21 protein-coding genes are annotated in these 19,281 nt (G+C 33.6%); 8 read left to right on the top strand and 13 right to left on the bottom strand.

Going from position 1 to position 19,281, the window contains the following annotated elements:
* Nucleotides 1-33: 33 nt before the first annotated feature.
* The 7 genes from EV144_RS12585 to EV144_RS12555 form a co-directional block, all read right to left on the bottom strand.
* Nucleotides 34-1,116 (bottom strand): efflux RND transporter periplasmic adaptor subunit, encoded by a 1,083-nt coding sequence (locus EV144_RS12585; RefSeq protein WP_134149286.1) that lies wholly within the window; start codon nt 1,114-1,116, stop codon nt 34-36.
* Between the two features lie 178 nt (nt 1,117-1,294).
* The gene (locus tag EV144_RS12580; RefSeq protein ID WP_134149284.1) at nt 1,295-1,648 is read right to left on the bottom strand and encodes a hypothetical protein; all 354 of its coding nucleotides are present in this window, start codon (nt 1,646-1,648) and stop codon (nt 1,295-1,297) included.
* Between the two features lie 278 nt (nt 1,649-1,926).
* Nucleotides 1,927-2,337, bottom strand: coding sequence for a GNAT family N-acetyltransferase (locus EV144_RS12575; protein ID WP_134149282.1), 411 nt, complete (start codon nt 2,335-2,337; stop codon nt 1,927-1,929).
* Between the two features lie 99 nt (nt 2,338-2,436).
* A complete protein-coding gene (locus EV144_RS12570; protein ID WP_134149280.1) occupies nt 2,437-2,829 on the bottom strand; it encodes an ACT domain-containing protein in 393 nt (130 codons plus the stop codon).
* A gap of 9 nt (nt 2,830-2,838) precedes the next feature.
* Nucleotides 2,839-4,713 carry a M1 family metallopeptidase gene (locus tag EV144_RS12565; RefSeq protein WP_134149278.1) on the bottom strand — a complete coding sequence of 625 codons (1,875 nt, stop codon included), beginning with the start codon at nt 4,711-4,713 and terminating at the stop codon, nt 2,839-2,841.
* Nucleotides 4,714-4,992: 279 nt separating this feature from the next.
* Nucleotides 4,993-6,573, bottom strand: coding sequence for an NADP-dependent glyceraldehyde-3-phosphate dehydrogenase (locus tag EV144_RS12560; RefSeq protein ID WP_134149276.1), 1,581 nt, complete (start codon nt 6,571-6,573; stop codon nt 4,993-4,995).
* A gap of 78 nt (nt 6,574-6,651) precedes the next feature.
* Nucleotides 6,652-6,960, bottom strand: coding sequence for a rhodanese-like domain-containing protein (locus tag EV144_RS12555; protein ID WP_134149274.1), 309 nt, complete (start codon nt 6,958-6,960; stop codon nt 6,652-6,654).
* A gap of 339 nt (nt 6,961-7,299) precedes the next feature.
* Between EV144_RS12555 and EV144_RS12550 the strand changes: the two genes are divergently transcribed.
* Both EV144_RS12550 and EV144_RS12545 read left to right on the top strand, forming a co-directional pair.
* The gene (locus EV144_RS12550) at nt 7,300-7,941 is read left to right on the top strand and encodes a Crp/Fnr family transcriptional regulator (RefSeq protein ID WP_134149272.1); all 642 of its coding nucleotides are present in this window, start codon (nt 7,300-7,302) and stop codon (nt 7,939-7,941) included.
* Between the two features lie 185 nt (nt 7,942-8,126).
* Nucleotides 8,127-8,912 carry a sulfite exporter TauE/SafE family protein gene (locus EV144_RS12545; RefSeq protein WP_134149270.1) on the top strand — a complete coding sequence of 262 codons (786 nt, stop codon included), beginning with the start codon at nt 8,127-8,129 and terminating at the stop codon, nt 8,910-8,912.
* Nucleotides 8,913-9,077: 165 nt separating this feature from the next.
* Here the strand turns inward: EV144_RS12545 and EV144_RS12540 are convergent, their stop codons facing one another.
* The 6 genes from EV144_RS12540 to EV144_RS12515 form a co-directional block, all read right to left on the bottom strand.
* Nucleotides 9,078-9,755: a hypothetical protein gene (locus EV144_RS12540; RefSeq protein WP_134149268.1), complete on the bottom strand. Its 678-nt coding sequence runs from the start codon at nt 9,753-9,755 to the stop codon at nt 9,078-9,080.
* A 15-nt stretch (nt 9,756-9,770) separates the two neighbouring features.
* Nucleotides 9,771-10,124 carry a hypothetical protein gene (locus tag EV144_RS12535; protein ID WP_134149266.1) on the bottom strand — a complete coding sequence of 118 codons (354 nt, stop codon included), beginning with the start codon at nt 10,122-10,124 and terminating at the stop codon, nt 9,771-9,773.
* Between the two features lie 223 nt (nt 10,125-10,347).
* Complete coding sequence (locus EV144_RS12530) at nt 10,348-10,803, bottom strand: hypothetical protein (protein WP_134149265.1); 456 nt, start codon at nt 10,801-10,803, stop codon at nt 10,348-10,350.
* Nucleotides 10,804-10,827: 24 nt separating this feature from the next.
* Entirely contained in the window at nt 10,828-11,904 is a 1,077-nt protein-coding gene (cydB, locus tag EV144_RS12525) for a cytochrome d ubiquinol oxidase subunit II (RefSeq protein WP_134149263.1), read from the bottom strand.
* A gap of 2 nt (nt 11,905-11,906) precedes the next feature.
* Nucleotides 11,907-13,253, bottom strand: coding sequence for a cytochrome ubiquinol oxidase subunit I (locus EV144_RS12520; protein WP_134149261.1), 1,347 nt, complete (start codon nt 13,251-13,253; stop codon nt 11,907-11,909).
* 275 nt (nt 13,254-13,528) lie between these two features.
* The gene (locus tag EV144_RS12515) at nt 13,529-14,119 is read right to left on the bottom strand and encodes an HD domain-containing protein (RefSeq protein ID WP_134149259.1); all 591 of its coding nucleotides are present in this window, start codon (nt 14,117-14,119) and stop codon (nt 13,529-13,531) included.
* Nucleotides 14,120-14,311: 192 nt separating this feature from the next.
* Between EV144_RS12515 and EV144_RS12510 the strand changes: the two genes are divergently transcribed.
* The 6 genes from EV144_RS12510 to EV144_RS12485 all read left to right on the top strand — a co-directional run bounded on the left by EV144_RS12510 (nt 14,312) and on the right by EV144_RS12485 (nt 19,137).
* A complete protein-coding gene (locus EV144_RS12510) occupies nt 14,312-15,727 on the top strand; it encodes an MBL fold metallo-hydrolase (protein WP_134149258.1) in 1,416 nt (471 codons plus the stop codon).
* A gap of 156 nt (nt 15,728-15,883) precedes the next feature.
* Nucleotides 15,884-16,447 (top strand): YeeE/YedE family protein, encoded by a 564-nt coding sequence (locus tag EV144_RS12505; protein WP_134149256.1) that lies wholly within the window; start codon nt 15,884-15,886, stop codon nt 16,445-16,447.
* A 10-nt stretch (nt 16,448-16,457) separates the two neighbouring features.
* A complete protein-coding gene (locus EV144_RS12500; RefSeq protein ID WP_134149254.1) occupies nt 16,458-16,937 on the top strand; it encodes a DUF6691 family protein in 480 nt (159 codons plus the stop codon).
* A gap of 501 nt (nt 16,938-17,438) precedes the next feature.
* The gene (locus tag EV144_RS12495; protein ID WP_134149948.1) at nt 17,439-17,900 is read left to right on the top strand and encodes a MarR family winged helix-turn-helix transcriptional regulator; all 462 of its coding nucleotides are present in this window, start codon (nt 17,439-17,441) and stop codon (nt 17,898-17,900) included.
* 4 nt (nt 17,901-17,904) lie between these two features.
* On the top strand, nt 17,905-18,537 hold the full coding sequence (locus tag EV144_RS12490) for an NAD(P)H-dependent oxidoreductase (RefSeq protein ID WP_134149252.1): 633 nt from the start codon (nt 17,905-17,907) through the stop codon (nt 18,535-18,537).
* A gap of 33 nt (nt 18,538-18,570) precedes the next feature.
* On the top strand, nt 18,571-19,137 hold the full coding sequence (locus tag EV144_RS12485; protein WP_134149251.1) for a YceI family protein: 567 nt from the start codon (nt 18,571-18,573) through the stop codon (nt 19,135-19,137).
* The last annotated feature ends 144 nt before the right edge of the window (nt 19,138-19,281 follow it).

The raw sequence follows: 19,281 nt of genomic DNA, 5'->3' as shown, positions 1-19,281 counted from the left end.
GAAATTTGAAACCTGAAACCACTTAAACAAAATTTACTCCGCTTTTACGCGTAAACTGTTGATTACCGTTTTAGGAGATTGAAATTCGTATTTAATTTTGTCGTTTTCTTTTACTTTCTGAACTCCTTCAAGTAAAATTTTATCATTTTCTGTTACTCCTGTTTTAACCACGTACAAATCAGGAATTTCGCCAGTTATAGTAATTTCTCTTGAGCTTACTTTATTGTTTTTGTCTACAACGAAAACATATTTTTTATCCTGAATTTCGTAAGTTGCTTTTTGCGGAATTACGACAGCATTTTTAAGCGGCACAAGCATTTGTACTGATCCTGTTTCTCCGTTTCTAAGTAATTTTCCTGAATTTGGGAATCTTGCTCTAAAAGCGATATTTCCTGTTTCGTTGTTAAATTCACTTTCGATAACTTCTACGTTTCCTTTTTCTTTGAAAATATCACCATTAGCTAAAACCAAATTAACTTTAGTTTGCGCACGGTCTTTTACATCTGTTTGGTAGCTGATATATTCTGGCTCTGATACGTTGAAATAAGCAAACATTTGACTGTTGTCTGAAAGGCTTGTCAATAATTCGCCTTCGTCAATAAGACTTCCTAATTTTAATGGAATTCTGTCAATTGTTCCGTCAAACGGAGCTCTGATCTCTGTAAATGATAAGTGAAGTTTGGCTAATGCAACTTCTGCTTTTGCAGATTGAAGTTTGGCTTGAGCAACACTTAATTCGTTTTTAGAAACGATATTTTTGTCAGCAAGAAGTTTAGAGTTTTGTAATTCTATTTCTACTGATTTTTGTTCTGCCTGAGCTTTAAGTAACTCAGCCTGATACATATTTGGCATAATTCTGAACAATAGCTGACCTGCTTTTACAAACTGTCCTTCATCAACATATATGTTTTGTAAAAACCCTTTTTCCTGGGCGCGTAGTTCGATATTACGAACCGATTTAATTTGTGAAACGTATTGTTTCGTAAACGAAGTATCAATTCTTACTGGATTGGTTACCGTAAATTTTTCTACTTCTTCTTTTTCTTCTTTTTTTGATGTACAGCTAGTTAGGCACACAAGGGCAAATAAGCCCGTGAACAAGATAATTCTTTTCATGATTTTTAATAGAAATTTAAGCGATTGGATTGCTTGGAATTCAGTGATTCCTTTAGATGAAAAAATGCATCAGCCAGCCATTAAGTAGGACCTTAAATTTCATATGAGGAAGAAGTAAAAATATACATCAACAAGATATGCAGGATCACACTTTAGGTAACCGATGTATACTTGTATATCAAATTCTTAATACTCGTAGAGTAATATAGATAGGATTTGACTGGCCGTAAACGGGCCCGTAGATTTTAAAACGATTGTAGTCATTTATTGCAGCTTGATCTGAAAGTGCCAGATACAAGTCATTTAGTAAACTGTAGTGTACTGCAAAAAATTTATTGGTAAGTCCACCTTTAAGATCATCATTTCCAAGTAAATCTTCTTCAAGATCTACATCAGCATCTTCTATTACAGAAGATCCTCTATCCTGATTGGTAAATTTTACTCGGTGTTTATGAACTAAGTGATGGTGTTGAGAATCTGTTAACGTATTTGCATTAAGATATTGACCTCCGCCTAACAGAAGCATATTCATAAATGTTAAAAATACTAGTAACTTTCTCATTTGGGTGCGAAAGTAATAAAAGATTCGAACAAAAAAAATAAAATAAGAAAGTCTTAACACTCCAAAATAACCGAAAACGTTTTCATCATTAAAATCTTTCTTAAGCGCTTCAAATACGGCGTTTTAGACTTCATCAAACGTGTTAAAAACGGTAGGGAATTTTCAAAAAAAGACATTATAAATGTTGATTGCTTTATTTTTCAACTTCTAAAAAATAAAATATTCAAAAAAATCAATCATTATTTTGATTAATTTCTAAAATAAATTTCCATAACAGTAAATTCTTGTCCGGCTTTTGTAAAACTTTTATGACTATCCAACATTCCAAATTTTTCGTAAAATGCTTTTTTATTGTTTCTGGCATTACACCAAACTTTCTTTAAACCTTTTTCTTTGGCAAGATTTAAAATATGCTGTAGTAATTTTGAGGCGATTCCTTTTCCCTGATAAGTTTCTAATGTTGCTAGTTTTCTAAACTGCATTTCATCATCAGTAATAAAACAAGAAACGATAGCAACTAATTTCTCATCATCAAATACTCCAAAATGTATCCCTAAATCATCTTCTTCTAATTGTACAAATTCAAAAGGCTGATCGGGCCACATTACTTCGTGTCTAATCTGCCAGGTGTCTGATGCTGTAATGGTTTTAATTTTCATTTTAGGTTTTACTTTGATGTTTCAAATTTACTCAACAAAAAAGGGAATCTATAATTTTAGATTCCCTTTTATAATTTCTTAAAGAAAATTAGAGGTCGTTTAGCACGAAAATTTATTCAAAATTTCCATTGCTTTCTCTGTATCTTTTTTATTTACAAAAATGTGATCGTGATAATAAGCGGCAACAACATTACAGCTTATGCCTCGATCTGAAAGTGCTTTTGAAAATGCCGCTGTTAAACCCACTGCTTCTAATGACGAATGAATACAAAGTGTTATCCACGACATTACAACAGTATATTCTAAGTTTAGTTTTTCTGCCTTTTCTTTTTTAAGAATGAGCGTAATGGCTTCTTTTTCTTTAAAAACCATATCGATTTCATCCAAATTAAGATTTCCTAATTGATCGACTTTACAAAAAACATAATCTCCCGGATTGCATTCGGGTTTTAAACTTTTGAGTAATTGCTGTAAATCTTTTTCTCCAGACATCTTATTTCTTTATTTAGACCATGAATTATTTTTTGGTGTTGCATCCATAAAAATACCTCCGTCAAGATTTATTTGTTTAATTTTCTTAACGCCTTTTAAAGCAATTTTAGCGGATTTTTTATTCTTTTCCCAAACTTCCGGAGTTTGATGTAATGTCTCTTTTGAATTATCAGCGTAAACAATATTTACGTCAAACGGAATTGCAAATCCGCCCACATTTTCTACTACAATACTTTTATTATCTGGCGAAACACTTTTGACAGCAATATCAATATAATTGTTTGTGAAAAACCAGTTATTAAAAAACCAGTTGAGGTTTTTACCTGTTGCGCTGTTAATTGAATTAAAGTAATCCCAAGGAATTGGATGTTTTCCATTCCATGTATCCATATAAGAATGAAGTGCTTTTTTGAACATTTCATCGCCAAGCATATCTTTTAATGCCAAATAAGAAAGAGATGCTTTTCCGTAAGAGTTGTTTCCATATCCGGCGCCAGAAACTTGTGTTGACATCGTAATAATTGGCTGATCTTCTTCGGCAGAGCGATCGTTGATGTATCTTTTTACTCTAAAGTCTTTATAAAATTTATCCGCAGCTTCTTTTCCGTGTTCTTCAATTCCAATTAAATATTCAAAAGTCGTTGCCCACCCTTCGTCCATAAAAGCATAACGCGTTTCGTTGATTCCCATATAAAAAGGAAAATACGTATGCGCTACTTCATGATCTTGTACCAATTGTGCAAAAACAGGATTTCCCATTTCAGAATCGTTGCACATCATTGGATATTCCATATCTGCAAAACCCTGAAAAGCTGTCATTTTAGAAAACGGATACGGTACTCCCGGCCATTGGTTAGAAAAATAATCTAAAGCGTATTGGTTGTTTTTTATCGAATTTACAAAATCCGTTCCTTTTACATCATACGCCGCCTGAACGCTCGCGCGGCGATTGGTTTTTTTATCTACCACAACACTGCTTGCATCCCATAAATAATGATCGCTTAAACCAAAACAAACATCTGTAATATTTCTGGCTTCAAATTTCCAGACATTCCATTCGTATTGTTTTGTTACAATGCCGCTTTTCACTTCCTGCTCGTTGGCAATGTGCATGACTTCGTTTGTAGTGTAAGATTTCTTTAATCTCGAAGCAAATTCCGGAAGTAATACTTCATCAGGATTTAATAAATCCCCTGTTGCATAAACGACATAATTTTTTGGTGCTTTTACAGAAAATTTATAATCATTAAAATCATTGTAAAACTCCTGACGATCTGTATGTGCCAGCATATCCCAGCCGTTATAATCGTCAAAAACAGAGACGCGTGGATAACTGTACGCTACAAAAAAAGTAGTTTCGTCTATTTGTCCTTCTCTCCCGCTCTCTTTAGACAACGGATAATTCCAGTCTATATTTATTGTTGCTTTAGAATTCGGCAATATCGGTTTCTTTAGTTTTACAGTACCTATTGTTCCCCACTTTCTTGCATCTTCTTTGTAAACTTCATTTTCTATTTTCATAGAAGTAATCGTTAAACCATTGCTCAAAAAATCATCACTTACTTCGCTTCCTCTTGGTGAAGACGGCTTATGAAGATTATTTACAAATCGAACAGCTAAGGTTCTTAATGTATCTTTACTGTTATTTTGATATACAATAGTTTCTGTACCGCTTACAAGTTTTGTTTTAGGATCTACCGAAATTTCCATTGTATAATTTCCGTGGTTCTGCCAATAATTTTTACCCGGTTTACCGTCCATAGAACGTGTACCTTTGGCGTAAGCCTCTTTTATATTTCTAGGCATATAAAGTTCTTGTGCAAAACTGTTTTGAGCCAAAAACATAAGAGTAATAAATACAAATTGATATGCTTTTCTTCCCATAAGTGGTGTAAGGTTTATTGATTTACTTGTTTCTTGTAATAATTTAGTACAACATCTTGGCATTATGTTACACGCAGCCGTAAATTTATGAAATTAAATTCCAATTTTAAATTTCAATCTCAAAGTTAAATTCCAAAAATCAAATCCTAAATTCTAATCTAAAAATTAAATTCCAAATTCCAATCTAAAATCTACATTCTAAAATCTAAACTAAAAAGAAAAACCGTCTAATTCTAAAAGAAAAAGACGGTATCTACAATTAATATATAACCTTGATAACTACAAAATATAATCGGTATTAATGAAGTTTGATTCCTTGCTGTTTAGCAATTCCTGCAAAATTTCATTGTTATAAGCGATATCTTTTGAGGCTACGAACGTACGAATTGAAAAGGAACGTAATGCATCTGGAATACTTAATGTTCCAACTGCAGAATCTTTACGGCCTGTAAACGGGAATGCATCTGGTCCTCTTTGGCAAGAACTGTTGAGGTTTACTCTGCAAACTAAATTTACCAAAGCATCTATAAGCGGTGCTAAAGTTTTAATGTCTTTACCAAACAAACTTACTTGTTGTCCGTAATTAGACTCAGCCATATCTTTTAATGGTTCTTTGATATCTGTAAAAGAAATTATTGGCACAACTGGTCCAAACTGCTCTTCGTGATACACGCGCATTTTGTCGTTTACCGGATAAAGGACTGCTGGAAAAATATAGTTATCAGTATGTTTTCCACCTTTTTCATTCAATATTTTAGCACCTTTTGATGTTGCATCGTCAATTAATCCCTGAATGTAGGCTGGCTTATCAGTTTCTGGAAGCGGTGTTAAAGAAACTCCTTTTTCCCACGGATTTCCAAAAACTAAAGCATCTACTTTTTCAGAAAAACGTTTATTAAATTCTTCTCTGATAGATTCATGAACATACAATACTTTTAAAGCTGTACAACGCTGACCGTTAAAAGATAAAGATCCCGCAATACATTCCTGAATAGCCAAATCTAAATCGGCATCTGGTAAAATAATCGCTGGATTTTTTGCTTCTAATCCTAAAATCAAACGAAGTCTGTTTTTATTCGGATGCTGATCTTGTAAAGCAATTGCCGATTTACTGTTTCCTATTAATGCCAAAACATCAATTTTTCCAGATTTCATAATCGGAGAAGCCACTTCTCTTCCACGTCCGTAAACAATATTGATAACTCCTTTTGGAAAACTGCTTCTAAAAGCTTCTAACAATGGCGAAATACACAATACACCATGTTTAGCCGGTTTAAAGATTACTGGATTACCCATAATCAACGCCGGAATTAATAAAGAGAAAGTTTCGTTTAAAGGATAATTGTATGGTCCAAGACACAAAACAACTCCAAGAGGTCCGCGGCGAATCATTGCGTTTACACCTTGTACTTTTTCAAAATGCGCACTGCGTCCGTTTAATTCTTTGTAGCTGGCAATTGTATCGTAAATATATTCAACCGTTCTGTCAAATTCTTTTTGAGAATCTCCAAGGTTTTTTCCAATTTCCCACATCAAAAGTTTTACTACTTCTTCGCGGGTTTCTTTCATTTGTCGCACGAAATTTTCCATGCACTTAATACGATCCGACACTTTCATCGTCGGCCATAAACCCTGCCCCATATCGTAAGCCGCCGTAGCAGACTCAACAACTTCCTGAGCTTCTTTTTCTCCCATAAAAGGGATAGATCCTAATAATGTAGGCGTATATTTTTCTGTAGATGAAATAGTCGAAAATACTGGCGTAGTCTGCCCTTCCCATTTTTTTAATTCTCCATTTACAAGATAAGTATCTTGATTGATGAGGGTTTTAATCTCAAATTCTTCGGGTATTAAACTCATAATCTTGGTTATTGTAATTTGGTTAATAATAGCATTCTAAAAGAAAAAAGAGGCTCTCCTCGCCTCTTTATCTTTTTATTATTGTACGGTTTCGCCTTCCCAATCCAAAATTCCGCCAAGCAGATTATAGGCATTTTCTATACCTAATTCATTCATAATCTGGCATGCTTTGGCACTTCTTGCTCCAGAACGGCAGTACACGTAATAATTTTTATTTTTGTCTAGCTCTTCGATTTCGTAAATAAAACCTTGTCCTTTATTGATGTCGATATTAACAGCATTTTCGATATAGCCATCATTAAATTCGTCTTCAGTTCTTACGTCAAGGATAACTGCATTCTCGTCAGCAGCTAATTGGGAAACCCAGTCTTCTTGTGATAAATTCATAATAAATGTGTTTTTGTAAATTTACGACGTTTCTATTAATTAAAAACGTGCCAAATGCGATTTCGATTATTATTCTCAGAAAACGTTTTAGAGAAAAGATTATAATCAGTGAATTACAAATTTACTTACTATTTTCAAAAAATCAGTCTATAAAATCGATAGAAAATAGGATTTTTTCATTTGCACAAAATGCATCTTAAAATAGTTTTCTGACAATTTATACCACATCAATCTGCTATCTTTGCAATAAATTACAATTAATGCTTGTAATTTATCAAAAATATTCGCCACGAATTGCACTAATTTTCACGAATTAATTTGTGTCAAAAAAATCAGCAAATGCAAAATCAATTAAAAAATATCTTTCCTAACTTTTCAAGCGAACTCCTTGCAACAATTGAAGAAAACGGAAGTCTGCAAAATTTTGAAGCAGGAACTATTTTAATGCGAACCGGACAATACATTAAAAACACGGTTCTAATTACTAAAGGAAAAATCAAAATTTACCGTGAAGGCGAAGACGGCGGAGAATTTCTAATGTATTATTTACAACCCGGGCAAGCTTGCGCAATCTCTATGATTTGTACCGCCAAAAGCGAAAAAAGCCAAATCATGGCAAAAGTTGTCGAAGATGTAACAGTAATGATGATTCCGCTGCAAATGATGGACAAATGGATGATGGAACACCGAACCTGGTACGAATTTGTAATTGAAACTTATAGAAGCCGTTTTGAAGAAGTTCTTGAAGTTGTCGACAATATTGCATTCCGTTCTATGGATGAACGATTGGAATTTTACCTAAAAAGACATTCTGATGCCTGCGGTTGTTCTGAAGTTAAATTATCGCATCAAGAAATCGCAACTGAATTAAATACTTCTCGCGAAGTTATTTCCCGTTTACTCAAAAAAATGGAACAACGCGGTTTGGTCAAACTTAATCGAAACCAAATTGAATTATTAAACACGAATTTCACAAATTAACACGAACTGATTGTCAGTTCGAGCGGAGTCGAGAACCCGCAAAGCATTTCGACTCCGCTCAATGTGACAAACAATCTGTGACAATCCGCTTCATCCGCTAAATCTGCGAGCAAAAAAATCGTAGTGTGATAAATGTTACTGTACGTTTCTACAGAACAAATCATCTTTGCATAAAAACAAATGCAATGGAATACGCAGGATATTTTGCTTCAATAATTATCGGAATATCACTTGGCTTAATTGGAGGTGGTGGCTCTATACTTACGATTCCGATTTTGGTGTATTTGTTTAAAGTAAATCCCGATCAGGCAACTTCTTATTCTTTATTTATTGTGGGTTTAACGGCAATGTCTGGAAGTTACAGCCATTATAAAATGGGAAATCTGAAACTGAAATCAGCTTTGTATTTTGCAATTCCTTCTGTGATTTCGATATTGATAATTCGTGAAGTTATTTTTCCTCAAATTGCCCAGACCTTATTTTCTGTTGCTTCTTATACTGTTTCAAAAGATTTTCTGATTATGATTATTTTTTCAGTATTGATGATCACCGCGGCGATCTCAATGATCAAAAAAAACAAACCGGAAATAAAAACTGCCGAAACCAATTATACACAATTATCTATAATAGGTTTTATTGTCGGAATCATAACGGGATTTCTCGGCGCCGGCGGTGGATTCCTGATTATTCCAGCTTTGCTTTTTTTCGCCAATTTACCAATGAAACAAGCCGTTGGAACTTCATTATTAATTATCACCATAAATTCCTCGTTAGGTTTTGCAGGCGATTTATATATCGGAACTCCAATAAATTATCCTTTTTTATTAAGTGTTTCCATAATGGCATTAATTGGAATGATTATTGGAAGTCATCTTTCTAAAAAAATCGACGGCGCAAAACTAAAACCGCTTTTTGGCTGGTTTGTTCTCGTTATGGGATTTTATATTATTGCTAAAGAGGTTTTGTTTTAAATTTTTTGCTCTCGCAGTCCCGATAGCTATCGGGAGCAGATTTTTTTTAATTTTAGTTTTACTTGTAGAAGAAACTAAAAAATCCGTTTATTTTGGGGAATAAACGGATTTGTATTTTTTGGGCGTTTTTGGTTTTAAGATTATAGATGATTATTTAACCAGGCCTTATTTAAAATAAATTTCTAGATTATATTTATTCCCACTGTAAAACTCAAGAAAATCATTGGTATTTTTAAAAATCTCTTTTACAATTTCTGTATGATCGTGAATTAATCTATAAACTTTTCCCTTTTTATCAATTGCAATATAATTCCCGTCTTCCATATCTAAGATTAGATAATAGAACTTTTCTCCAATTTCAATTTCAAACGTAGATTCTATTTCTAATAAATCCAATTGTTGCTTATTTAAAGAGGATAAAATTTTAGAAACAATTTTCAAATCAGGGTTTTCAGTTTTAATATTCCTAATAGCCAATTCTTTTTTAGTTATTGAATTAAAATCGAAATCTCTATAAAATGTTATAGGTTTATCGATTTTGATTATGTGTAACCGATTATCACTATAATATAATTTAACTTGTGTTTCTTTTTTAGTTTTCTTTTCTGTTAAATAAATTCCCGACAATTCGAAAAAATCATAATTCCTCCTTATTTCACTAATCTTTTTTGGATAATAACTTCTAATTATCTGAATACCTTGTTTTTGAAAATAAATATTCATTTTAAAATTTTCCAAGGATTCTTTTATTTGCGGAAGCTCCGGATTTATTAATTCAGCAACTCTTAATTCAAATGATTCTATGTCTTTAACATTCGTTTTTCTCTTAAATATATTTATCATTATCAAAAATTAATTTTATTCAGATCCAACAATCTTAAATTCTAATTTCCCTGAATCATTCAGTTTATATTGATAAATACTTTTTCCTTCAATATGACCATCATCATAATAAGCAATCAAGTATTTATTTCCTAAAAGCTGAATCTGACCAAAAGAAATTGTACCTCCCAAAACACCTTTTATCGGAATTAATTCGGGCTTACTTCTTAATCCATCCGTTATAAATTTTTCCGGGTCTTTAATTCCTTTCTTTTTAAAATCAACGTTATCATATTCTGAATCATACCACGAAAATTGCCCTTTTAAAACATGCAATGAATCATTGGCAATTTTTAACCGGGTCTTTAAAGAATCATTTTTTTTCTTCAAAAAGGTATTTTCTTTCTCAAGTAAACTTTCATTATTGCTCTGCTTTTGACAGCTTATTACTAAAAAACAAATTATTAATAGCGTTATTTTTTCCATAGTTCAGAGAATACTTTTTTAATGACTTCAGGTTGAGTTGGAGATAAACAAATATATTCAAAAAAGGCTTTAGCCAAACTTAACAGTTTTGGCTAAAGCCTAAATACTTTGAAAAAAATTTATATACCTAAATTTCTACAACAACCGTTTTCTTATCTTCAAAATATTTTATTATTTCCAAATAATTATTTTCTCTTTCCTGATGTATTTCTTCAACCTGACCAGGATAAAAATCAATCCATCGGCTGTGGTTTCTATACATTTCCTGACCTTCAATTAAGGAAGCAATTCTTCTTGAAAGAGATGGAATAAAAATTTTCTGAATTTCTAAATTGTTTTCATTCAATAAAGCAATGATCAACTTCAGGTTATCTAAATTATAACTCGCATTTCCGACTAGAATATCTCTATTTAATTTCTTTATTTCCTGAACTAAATATTTGAATTTAATTTGATATTCATCTACAAACATATCATACTTGTATTCCTTAATTAGCTTTTCAAGATTAGCTTTGTATATATCCGAAAAATCGTTAAAGACTTTATCTTCTACGTCTAAATTGACAGTTAAACTTATGTTCATCTGAATTTTGTTAAAATAAAAAAATCAATGCTCCCCATACCCAATTTCATCCATTTTACCGCTAAAAACGCGATATTGAATAATAAAATAAACAACAACCAAAGCCAAAGCCACAAAAAACCAGCTCATACCGGCAGATAAACCGTATTCTCCTGCGGCAGTATTATAAATTGTCAACGACGGATTTACTTTATTGGTAGAAGGCAGAACATTCGGAAAAATAGAAACCGCTGTGGAAGCAAATCCTCCAACAAGAAAAAGAGTTGAAAAAATAAAAGCCTGCCCGTCTTTTTTGAATGAACGCACTTTAAATAAACCTAAAATTCCGGCAAAAGTCATAATCGGGAAAAACCATAGAATCGGATTTTCTACGAAATTATGAAAGGGTTTTGGCTCAATAAAATGCCAGATATATAAGGAAATAAAAACCAGAATCAGTAAGACAAAATTCAGCTTAAAAACTAAATTTTTAAGCTTTTCGTTTAATGCCGAATTGGTTTTATAAACAATCCAATTCGCGCCATGAATCATTAAAGCAACAACACTTACAATTCCAAGAAACAAAGTAAACCAATCGATAATTCCCAATTGATCGGCTTGCGGACTAAAAGTTGGGTTCCATAAAGGAAGAAAGAAATAATACGCTTCCTGTGTTGAAACTCCGTTTTCTACCATTCCCAGATTTACACCGCGAACAATATTTCCCAAAGCAATTCCGAAAAATAAAGCTAAAAGTAAACTCGCAATCCCAAAAGCTTTATCCCAAACCGCTTCCCACATGTGATTATGAATTTGTCCGCGCATTTCTAAACCAATCGCACGGAAAATCAAAAGCCATAAAATCATAATCAAAGGCAGATAAAACCCGCTGAAAGAAGAAGCATATAAAGTTGGGAACGCAAAAAACAAAACACCGCCCGCTGCAATAATCCAAACTTCATTGGCATCCCAAAACGGACCAATCGCGCTTGTAATTGCTTTTTTGTCTTTTTCTTCTTTCGCAAAAAATAAATGGATTATTCCTGCACCAAAATCGTAACCGTCTAATACAATGTAAACGGCCAAAATTCCCATTAAAACTACGTACCAAAAAAATTCCATAATTATATTTTTTCTGATGAAAGTTCAACGTGATGAGGTCCTTTACCGATGATTTTTCCAATCAATAATAAAAATAACATTCCGAGTAAAAGATACAATCCGATGAAACCTAATAAAGTAAACAAAGTATTTCCAGAAGAAACCGTTGGCGAAGCGCCGGCTGTGGTTCGCAGAAGATTATAAACCAGCCACGGCTGTCTTCCTAATTCTGCCGTGTACCAGCCTGTCGTATTGGCGATATACGGAAACGGCATCATAAACATTAGCGACCACAAAATCCATTTGGTCTGGAATAGTTTTCCTCTTATTAATTGAAAAAGAGCCAAAACCATTAATCCAATAAAAACAGTCCCGAGTCCCACCATAATATGATACGCATAATACAATCCCGAAATATTGGTCGGATGAATATCTTCTTTAAACTGATCTAAACCTTTAATTTCCTGATCCCAATTTCCGTAAGTTAGGAAACTCAGAATGTTTGGAACCGCAATTTTGTTATCCAGTTTTTTGTCTTTTACATCGGGCTGACCAATTAAAACAATTTCAGAACCTTTTTTCTCGGTATGAAAAATCCCTTCCATTCCGGCAAAAGTTACAGGTTGGTATTTCACGACGTTTTTAGCCAATAAATCTCCGGTAGGAACTGCAACGATTATGCTCGAAATCAATCCGAAAATAACACCTGTTTTAAGAAACAATCTTCCGTAAGAAACATTCTTTTGGCTTAAAATATAGTAAGCACCAATTCCCGCAACCACAAAAGAACTTGTCACTAAAGAAGCTGCCTGATTGTGTAAGAATGAAGGCCATAACCACGGATTTAAAAACAAAGCCTGAAAATTGGTCAATACAAATTTTCCGTTTTGAAGAATTTCGTAACCCACAGGATTCTGCATCCACGAATGTGTTGCAATAATCAGAAAACCACTCGCCCAGGAACCAATACAAATTAGTAATCCGGTGACAAAGTGCCATTTATGTCCGAGGAGTTTTTCTCCGAATAAAAATATTCCTAAAAATGAAGATTCTAAGAAAAAGGAAAACATTCCTTCCATCGCCAGCGTCTGCCCGATAATTCCTCCGGTTAACTCAGAGAATTTCGCCCAATTGGTTCCGAACTGAAATTCCATCGGAATTCCGGTTACAACGCCCATCGCAAAATTCAGAGCGAAGATTTTCATCCAGAAATGCGTAGCGTGATTGTATTGTTCGTCTTTAGTTTTTAGATATTTCCACTTGAAGTAAACAATTATTAGGGAAAGACCCATTGTAAGCTGTGGAAAGAGATAATGAAAAGTAATGGTAAATGCGAATTGCATTCGGTCATAAAAGAGCATTTCTTCCATAAGGTGGTATTTGTTTTATGAAGTTCCACAAATTTACCCATTAAAACCCGAAATGCTGCCCTAAAAAAAGAGTTTATTTTTAAAGTTTTGAACCATATAAGTTATTTTTAAACCATATAAGTGATATAAGTTCATTTTAGTTTTTGTGTTGATTTTATTTTTAAATACTTAGCTAAGTCATAACAACTTTGTCAAAGTTTAAAACGTTGACAAAGTTCTCTAGAGTCAAACTAGAAACTAAAATGAACTTATATCACTTATATGGTTCAAAAAAATCATTTCTTCAAAATCCCTTTTTCTACACTTTCATTAATTAAACCTTCAGCATAATTCCATATAGTTTTTGAACCTTCTTTTATAACGCTCTTTTTTTCGTACACCTTATTATAGGGAACTCCAAATTCTTTCCAGGTGCCGCCGTTGTTCGAAGTGTTTTGCAATAAAGGTTCTAATCTGTCCATCGATTTTGCAAATTTTGCTTCGTTGGTTTCTCCCGCTTCAAATTCTTCCCAAATGGCAATCATTTCATCAGCTTGTTTTTCTGGAAGCAAACCAAAAATCCGATTCGCTGCCAATCTTTCTTCATCAGTATTGTCATGACTTTTTTGTGTATCGTATATAAAAACATCTCCGGCGTCTATTTCTACAATATCATGTATCAAAACCATTTTTACGACTTTCAGAACATCAATGGGTTCGTTTGAATGTTCTGCCAAAACAATCGCCATAAGAGCCAGATGCCAGCTGTGTTCTGCGTCGTTTTCGTTTCGGTCGCTATTAAACAATTTTGTCTTGCGCTGAATGTATTTTACTTTATCAATTTCTTTTATAAAAGCGATTTGATTTAATAGATCTGCTGTGTTCATAGTAATTAATTTCAAAGAACTGTAAAATTACAAAATGATATATCCTTAATCAAACTGTACTTGATTTGATTATAACTTTAATAAGTTTTATTTTTTTATTGTTTTACGCAAAAATCAAATTTCTGTAACATTAGTCACTTATTTTACCAGAAAACAAACTTACATTTGTAAACCCTTATTTTAGATTGAATCATGAAAATAGAACAAATTTACACCGGATGTTTAGCACAAGGTGCATATTACATCACTTCAAACGGTGAAGCTGCCATTATAGATCCACTTAGAGAAATTCAACCTTACTTAGACCGTTTAGAACGCGACGGAGTAAAACTGAAATATATTTTTGAAACCCATTTTCACGCCGATTTCGTTTCGGGTCACGTTGATTTGAGCAAAGAAACCCAAGCGCCAATTGTTTACGGACCAAACGCTTCTTGCGAGTTTGACTGCATTTCTGCAAAAGACGGACAGGAATTTAAAATCGGAAAAATTACCATTAAAGTTTTGCATACTCCGGGTCATACTATGGAGAGTTCTACTTTTTTATTGATTGACGAAAACGGAAAAGACCACGCCATTTTTTCTGGAGATACTCTTTTTATTGGAGATGTCGGCCGACCAGATTTAGCACAAAAAGCGGCCGGAATGACTCAGGATGAATTAGCTGGAATTTTATTTCATTCGCTAAGAAATAAAATCATGACTTTGGCGGATGATGTTATCGTTTATCCTGCGCACGGAGCCGGAAGCGCCTGCGGTAAAAACATGAGTAAAGAAACAGTTTCGACAATTGGAAATCAAAAAGCAACAAACTACGCTTTGCGCGCGAATATGACAGAAGCTGAATTTATTGCTGAAGTTACCGACGGTTTATTGCCTCCGCCAGCTTATTTCAGTATGAATGTTGCCATGAATAAAAACGGTTACGAAAGTTTTGAATCTGTTTTGCACAACGGAATGAAATCAATAACTGCAAAAGAATTTGAAGCTGTTACTGAAGAAACCGGAGCTTTAATATTAGATACAAGAAGTGCAGCAGATTTTAGCAAAGGATTTATTCCGCAGTCTATTAACATCGGAATCAATGGCGATTTCGCGCCGTGGGTCGGCACTTTAATTGCCAATGTCAAACAACCTATTATATTAGTGACCGAAGTTGGTCTTGAAGAAGAAACTGTTACTCGCCTAAGCCGTGTTGGTTTTGATACTATTATAGGTCATCTTGAAGGTGGTTTTGAAGCTTGGAAAAATGCAGGTTTTGAAGTTGATACCGTAAATAGAATTTCGGCCGCGCAATTTGCAAATGAATTTAAATTTGGCGAAGATAAAGTAATCGACATTCGTAAAGAAACAGAATACGAAGCAGAACATATTGATGAAGCTTTCAGCAAACCGCTTGCGTATATTAATGACTGGGTAAAAGACATTAACCCAAATGAACATTTTTATCTGCATTGCGCCGGAGGTTACAGAAGTATGATTGCCGCTTCTATTTTACAAGCACGCGGTTTCAGAAATTTCTCTGAAGTCGAAGGCGGTTTTGGAGCAATCTCAAAAACTGAAATCCCAAAATCAGATTTCGTCTGCCAGAGCAAAATATTAAAATAATTTATAAGGTTCTGAGCTGCTAAGGTACTAAGGTTCTAAGTTTTTTTTTAACCTTTTTAATCTTAACAATTTAGAATTTTAAAAGCTAAAAAAATATAAAGACAAAGATTTTAATCTTAGCAACTTAGAATCTCAGAACCTTAGAACCTTTAAAATATGTTAGAAATCATCAAAGAACCTTGGCCTTGGTATGTTGCTGGCCCGCTAATTGGACTTACTGTTCCAATTTTATTAATTATCGGAAATAAATCTTTCGGAATAAGTTCTTCGCTGCGTCATATTTGTGCGGCTTGTATTCCGGCAAATATTTCGTTTTTTAAATACGATTGGAAAAAAGAAAGCTGGAATCTTTTCTTCGTTTTCGGAATATTTTTGGGCGGAATGATCGCAGCTTATTTTTTATCCAATCCAAATGCAGTAACAATCACACCATTATTAGAATATCAATTAGCAACTTATGGCATAACAGATCATTCTGGTTTATTGCCTGCCCAATTATTTTCTTGGGAAAGTTTATTTACGCTTCGCGGGTTTATAATGATTGTTGTTGGAGGTTTTTTAGTTGGTTTCGGAACACGTTACGCTGGCGGATGCACAAGCGGACACGCAATTATGGGATTATCAAATCTGCAATGGCCATCATTAGTCGCTACAATCTGTTTTATGATTGGCGGTTTTGTAATGGCACTTTTGATTTTACCACATATTCTTTCACTTTAAAATTTCAAAAATGAATACTTTAGAAACTAAAAATACAGACGGCGAAGGAATCAACGCAAGCGAAAAAAAAGAAACAGCTTTAGGAAATCTTAAATACTTAATTGTCGGCATCTTTTTCGGAATTGTATTTGTAAAAGCAGAAATCGTCAGCTGGTTTCGCATACAGGAAATGTTCAATCTGCAATCTTTCTTTATGTATGGCGTAATTGGAAGCGCAGTTTTTGTTGGTGTAATCTCTGTTTTCATCATTAAAAAATTCAATATCAAAACCCTTCAGGGCGAAAAAATCGAAATTCAGCCCAAAACATTCAATAAAGGGCAAATCTACGGCGGATTATTATTCGGTTTCGGCTGGGCAATAACCGGAGCTTGTCCAGGACCGCTTTTTGCACAAATTGGAACCGGAGCGACAGTTATTGTTGTTACCTTATTAAGTGCCATTGCAGGAACTTGGTTTTACGGTTTGATAAAAGACAAACTTCCACATTAATTTTTTTTGTTTCAAGTTTCAGGTTGAACACACCTTATAATGTTCACAACAACCTCAAACTTGAAACAAAAAACAATCATAATCTGGGCGTGCCACCATCCCGATAAAAGGGCTATTCACTTCACGGCGATTCGCTCTTTTATCGGGATGCTGTCGGGCTATCCGGGCTACTTCGGTAGCTTCCTCCTATCCCTCACGCGCTTTTGCGGTTAAAAAGGTCGTTTTGTTTTTGACCACAACTCGATTTTCCCTCTTTCATTACATCCGAATTATTTAAAACCCGACACTTTCATAAAGTTATCCCTCCATCATTAATTTTTAGTTAAATATCAATAAATCAATTACTTAATTCAATAAAAACGTTTAATTTTATTCTTCATAAAACAAGAATCAAAAACATAAATCCTACAAATTTTCAATTAACAAAAATTTAACATGACACTTGTATATACAACTATGAATTGTTATACATTTGTATATACAAATTATACACTTACGACTATGACAATTGAAGAGGTTATTAAGAGTACAGTTAAGATGGATAATGCGAAAAAAGTTATTCTAAATATCATGTACACACAAAATGTGATTCAGGATCATTTTAACGAGTTGATAAAACCGTATGATCTGTCTGGAGAACAATATAATGTACTTCGTATATTAAGAGGACAAAAAGGAAATCCTGCTAATATGTGTGTGATACAGGAACGCATGCTGGCTAAAACAAGTAATACAACCCGATTGGTGGATAAATTATTACTTAAAGATTTTGTAACACGAAATGTCTGTCCGGGTAACCGACGAAAAATAGAAGTTTTGATTACTCAAAAAGGATTAGACGTATTAAAAGAATTAGATCCTAAGGTAGATGCACACGAGCGAGCATTTGCCGAAAATATAAGCCCGGAAGAATTAGAATTATTAAATAAATTATTAGAAAAATACCGAACCCAACAAAATTAATACTATGAGTACATACGTAGAAAGCCTAAGCTGGAGATATGCAGCTAAAAAATATGATACGGGAAGAAAAATCTCTGATGCAGATTTAAATACCATAAAAGAAGCTGTTAGATTAAGCGCTTCTTCATACGGATTACAACCTTATAAAGTTGTTATTGTTGAAAATCCGGAAATAAGAGAAAAATTAAAAGCGGTTGGTTACGGACAACCACAAATTACAGACGCTTCTCATCTATTTATTTTTGCAAATGAAGCAAATGTTGGTGAAGCATCTGTAGACAAATATATTACTAATATCAGCGAAACAAGAGGAGTTCCTGCTGAGGCATTAGCTGGATTTAGCGATATGATGAAAGGTGTAATCGGCGGTCTTTCAGACGATGCAAAAAACACTTGGACTGCTAAACAAACTTATATTGCTTTAGGGAACTTATTAAGCGCTGCTGCAGAATTAAAAATTGATGCAAGCCCAATGGAAGGTTTCAATGCTGCTTCATTCAATGAAATTTTAGGATTCGACAAATTAGGTCTAAATGCTGCAGTTATTGCTGCTGTAGGTTACAGACATGATGAAGACGATGCACAGCACTTCAAAAAAGTAAGAAAATCACAAGAAGAATTATTTATCACACTTTAATTATTTAATAACAATCAAAATCATTTTTACAACATGAAAAATTTAAAAACAATTGCAATAGCATTATTCGTAGCAGCAGCTGGATTATCAGTAAACGCACAAACTAAAAAAATCGACGCAAAAGCATCTACTATCAAATGGGTAGGTAAAAAAGTAACTGGAGAACACACTGGAACTGTAAACTTCAAAGAAGGTTCAGTAGTTTTCAAAGGAAAAAAATTAGCTGGAGGTAGCTTTACTGTTGATATGACTTCTTTAACTTCTACAGATTTAACTGGAGAATACCAAGGAAAATTAAACGGTCACTTAAAAGCTGACGATTTCTTCGGAACTGACAAATATCCAACTGCAAAATTAGTTTTCAAAACTATTGGTGCTAAAGCAACTGACGTTTATACTGTTACTGCTGATTTAACTATCAAAGGAATTACTAAACCAGTTACTTTTGATATTACTGTAAAAGGAAACACTGCTACAACTGCATTTAAAGTTGACAGAACTAAATACGATATCAAATACGGATCAGGAAGTTTCTTCGAAGGTTTAGGAGACAAAACTATCAATGACGAATTTGAATTGACTGTAGCATTAAAATTCTAATATTTCAGACTTACTAGTTCAAATGTTAAAGAAACCCTAATAGTTTATGCTATTAGGGTTTCTTTTTTGCGAAGTTTTCAGAAAAATAACGTTCTTAATATTTACATAACACTTTGGTAATAATGATCGAAGTTTTGATTAACA

The organism is Flavobacterium sp. 270, from assembly GCF_004368785.1.
GTDB lineage: Bacteria > Bacteroidota > Bacteroidia > Flavobacteriales > Flavobacteriaceae > Flavobacterium.
This window is presented reverse-complemented; position numbering and strand designations above follow the sequence as displayed.

What these genes read in the sequence shown, in the direction of transcription:
- EV144_RS12575 (WP_134149282.1), bottom strand. Translation starts at nt 2,337, where the DNA reads ATGAAAATTAAAACCATTACAGCATCAGACACCTGGCAGATTAGACAC.
- EV144_RS12540 (WP_134149268.1), bottom strand. Translation starts at nt 9,755, where the DNA reads ATGATAAATATATTTAAGAGAAAAACGAATGTTAAAGACATAGAATCA.
- EV144_RS12515 (WP_134149259.1), bottom strand. Translation starts at nt 14,119, where the DNA reads ATGAACACAGCAGATCTATTAAATCAAATCGCTTTTATAAAAGAAATT.
- EV144_RS12505 (WP_134149256.1), top strand. Translation starts at nt 15,884, where the DNA reads ATGTTAGAAATCATCAAAGAACCTTGGCCTTGGTATGTTGCTGGCCCG.
- EV144_RS12490 (WP_134149252.1), top strand. Translation starts at nt 17,905, where the DNA reads ATGAGTACATACGTAGAAAGCCTAAGCTGGAGATATGCAGCTAAAAAA.
- cydB (WP_134149263.1), bottom strand. Translation starts at nt 11,904, where the DNA reads ATGGAATTTTTTTGGTACGTAGTTTTAATGGGAATTTTGGCCGTTTAC.
- EV144_RS12555 (WP_134149274.1), bottom strand. Translation starts at nt 6,960, where the DNA reads ATGAATTTATCACAAGAAGACTGGGTTTCCCAATTAGCTGCTGACGAG.
- EV144_RS12485 (WP_134149251.1), top strand. Translation starts at nt 18,571, where the DNA reads ATGAAAAATTTAAAAACAATTGCAATAGCATTATTCGTAGCAGCAGCT.
- EV144_RS12500 (WP_134149254.1), top strand. Translation starts at nt 16,458, where the DNA reads ATGAATACTTTAGAAACTAAAAATACAGACGGCGAAGGAATCAACGCA.
- EV144_RS12580 (WP_134149284.1), bottom strand. Translation starts at nt 1,648, where the DNA reads ATGAATATGCTTCTGTTAGGCGGAGGTCAATATCTTAATGCAAATACG.
- EV144_RS12520 (WP_134149261.1), bottom strand. Translation starts at nt 13,253, where the DNA reads ATGGAAGAAATGCTCTTTTATGACCGAATGCAATTCGCATTTACCATT.
- EV144_RS12585 (WP_134149286.1), bottom strand. Translation starts at nt 1,116, where the DNA reads ATGAAAAGAATTATCTTGTTCACGGGCTTATTTGCCCTTGTGTGCCTA.
- EV144_RS12510 (WP_134149258.1), top strand. Translation starts at nt 14,312, where the DNA reads ATGAAAATAGAACAAATTTACACCGGATGTTTAGCACAAGGTGCATAT.
- EV144_RS12495 (WP_134149948.1), top strand. Translation starts at nt 17,439, where the DNA reads ATGACAATTGAAGAGGTTATTAAGAGTACAGTTAAGATGGATAATGCG.
- EV144_RS12560 (WP_134149276.1), bottom strand. Translation starts at nt 6,573, where the DNA reads ATGAGTTTAATACCCGAAGAATTTGAGATTAAAACCCTCATCAATCAA.
- EV144_RS12565 (WP_134149278.1), bottom strand. Translation starts at nt 4,713, where the DNA reads ATGGGAAGAAAAGCATATCAATTTGTATTTATTACTCTTATGTTTTTG.
- EV144_RS12530 (WP_134149265.1), bottom strand. Translation starts at nt 10,803, where the DNA reads ATGAACATAAGTTTAACTGTCAATTTAGACGTAGAAGATAAAGTCTTT.
- EV144_RS12545 (WP_134149270.1), top strand. Translation starts at nt 8,127, where the DNA reads ATGGAATACGCAGGATATTTTGCTTCAATAATTATCGGAATATCACTT.
- EV144_RS12550 (WP_134149272.1), top strand. Translation starts at nt 7,300, where the DNA reads ATGCAAAATCAATTAAAAAATATCTTTCCTAACTTTTCAAGCGAACTC.
- EV144_RS12570 (WP_134149280.1), bottom strand. Translation starts at nt 2,829, where the DNA reads ATGTCTGGAGAAAAAGATTTACAGCAATTACTCAAAAGTTTAAAACCC.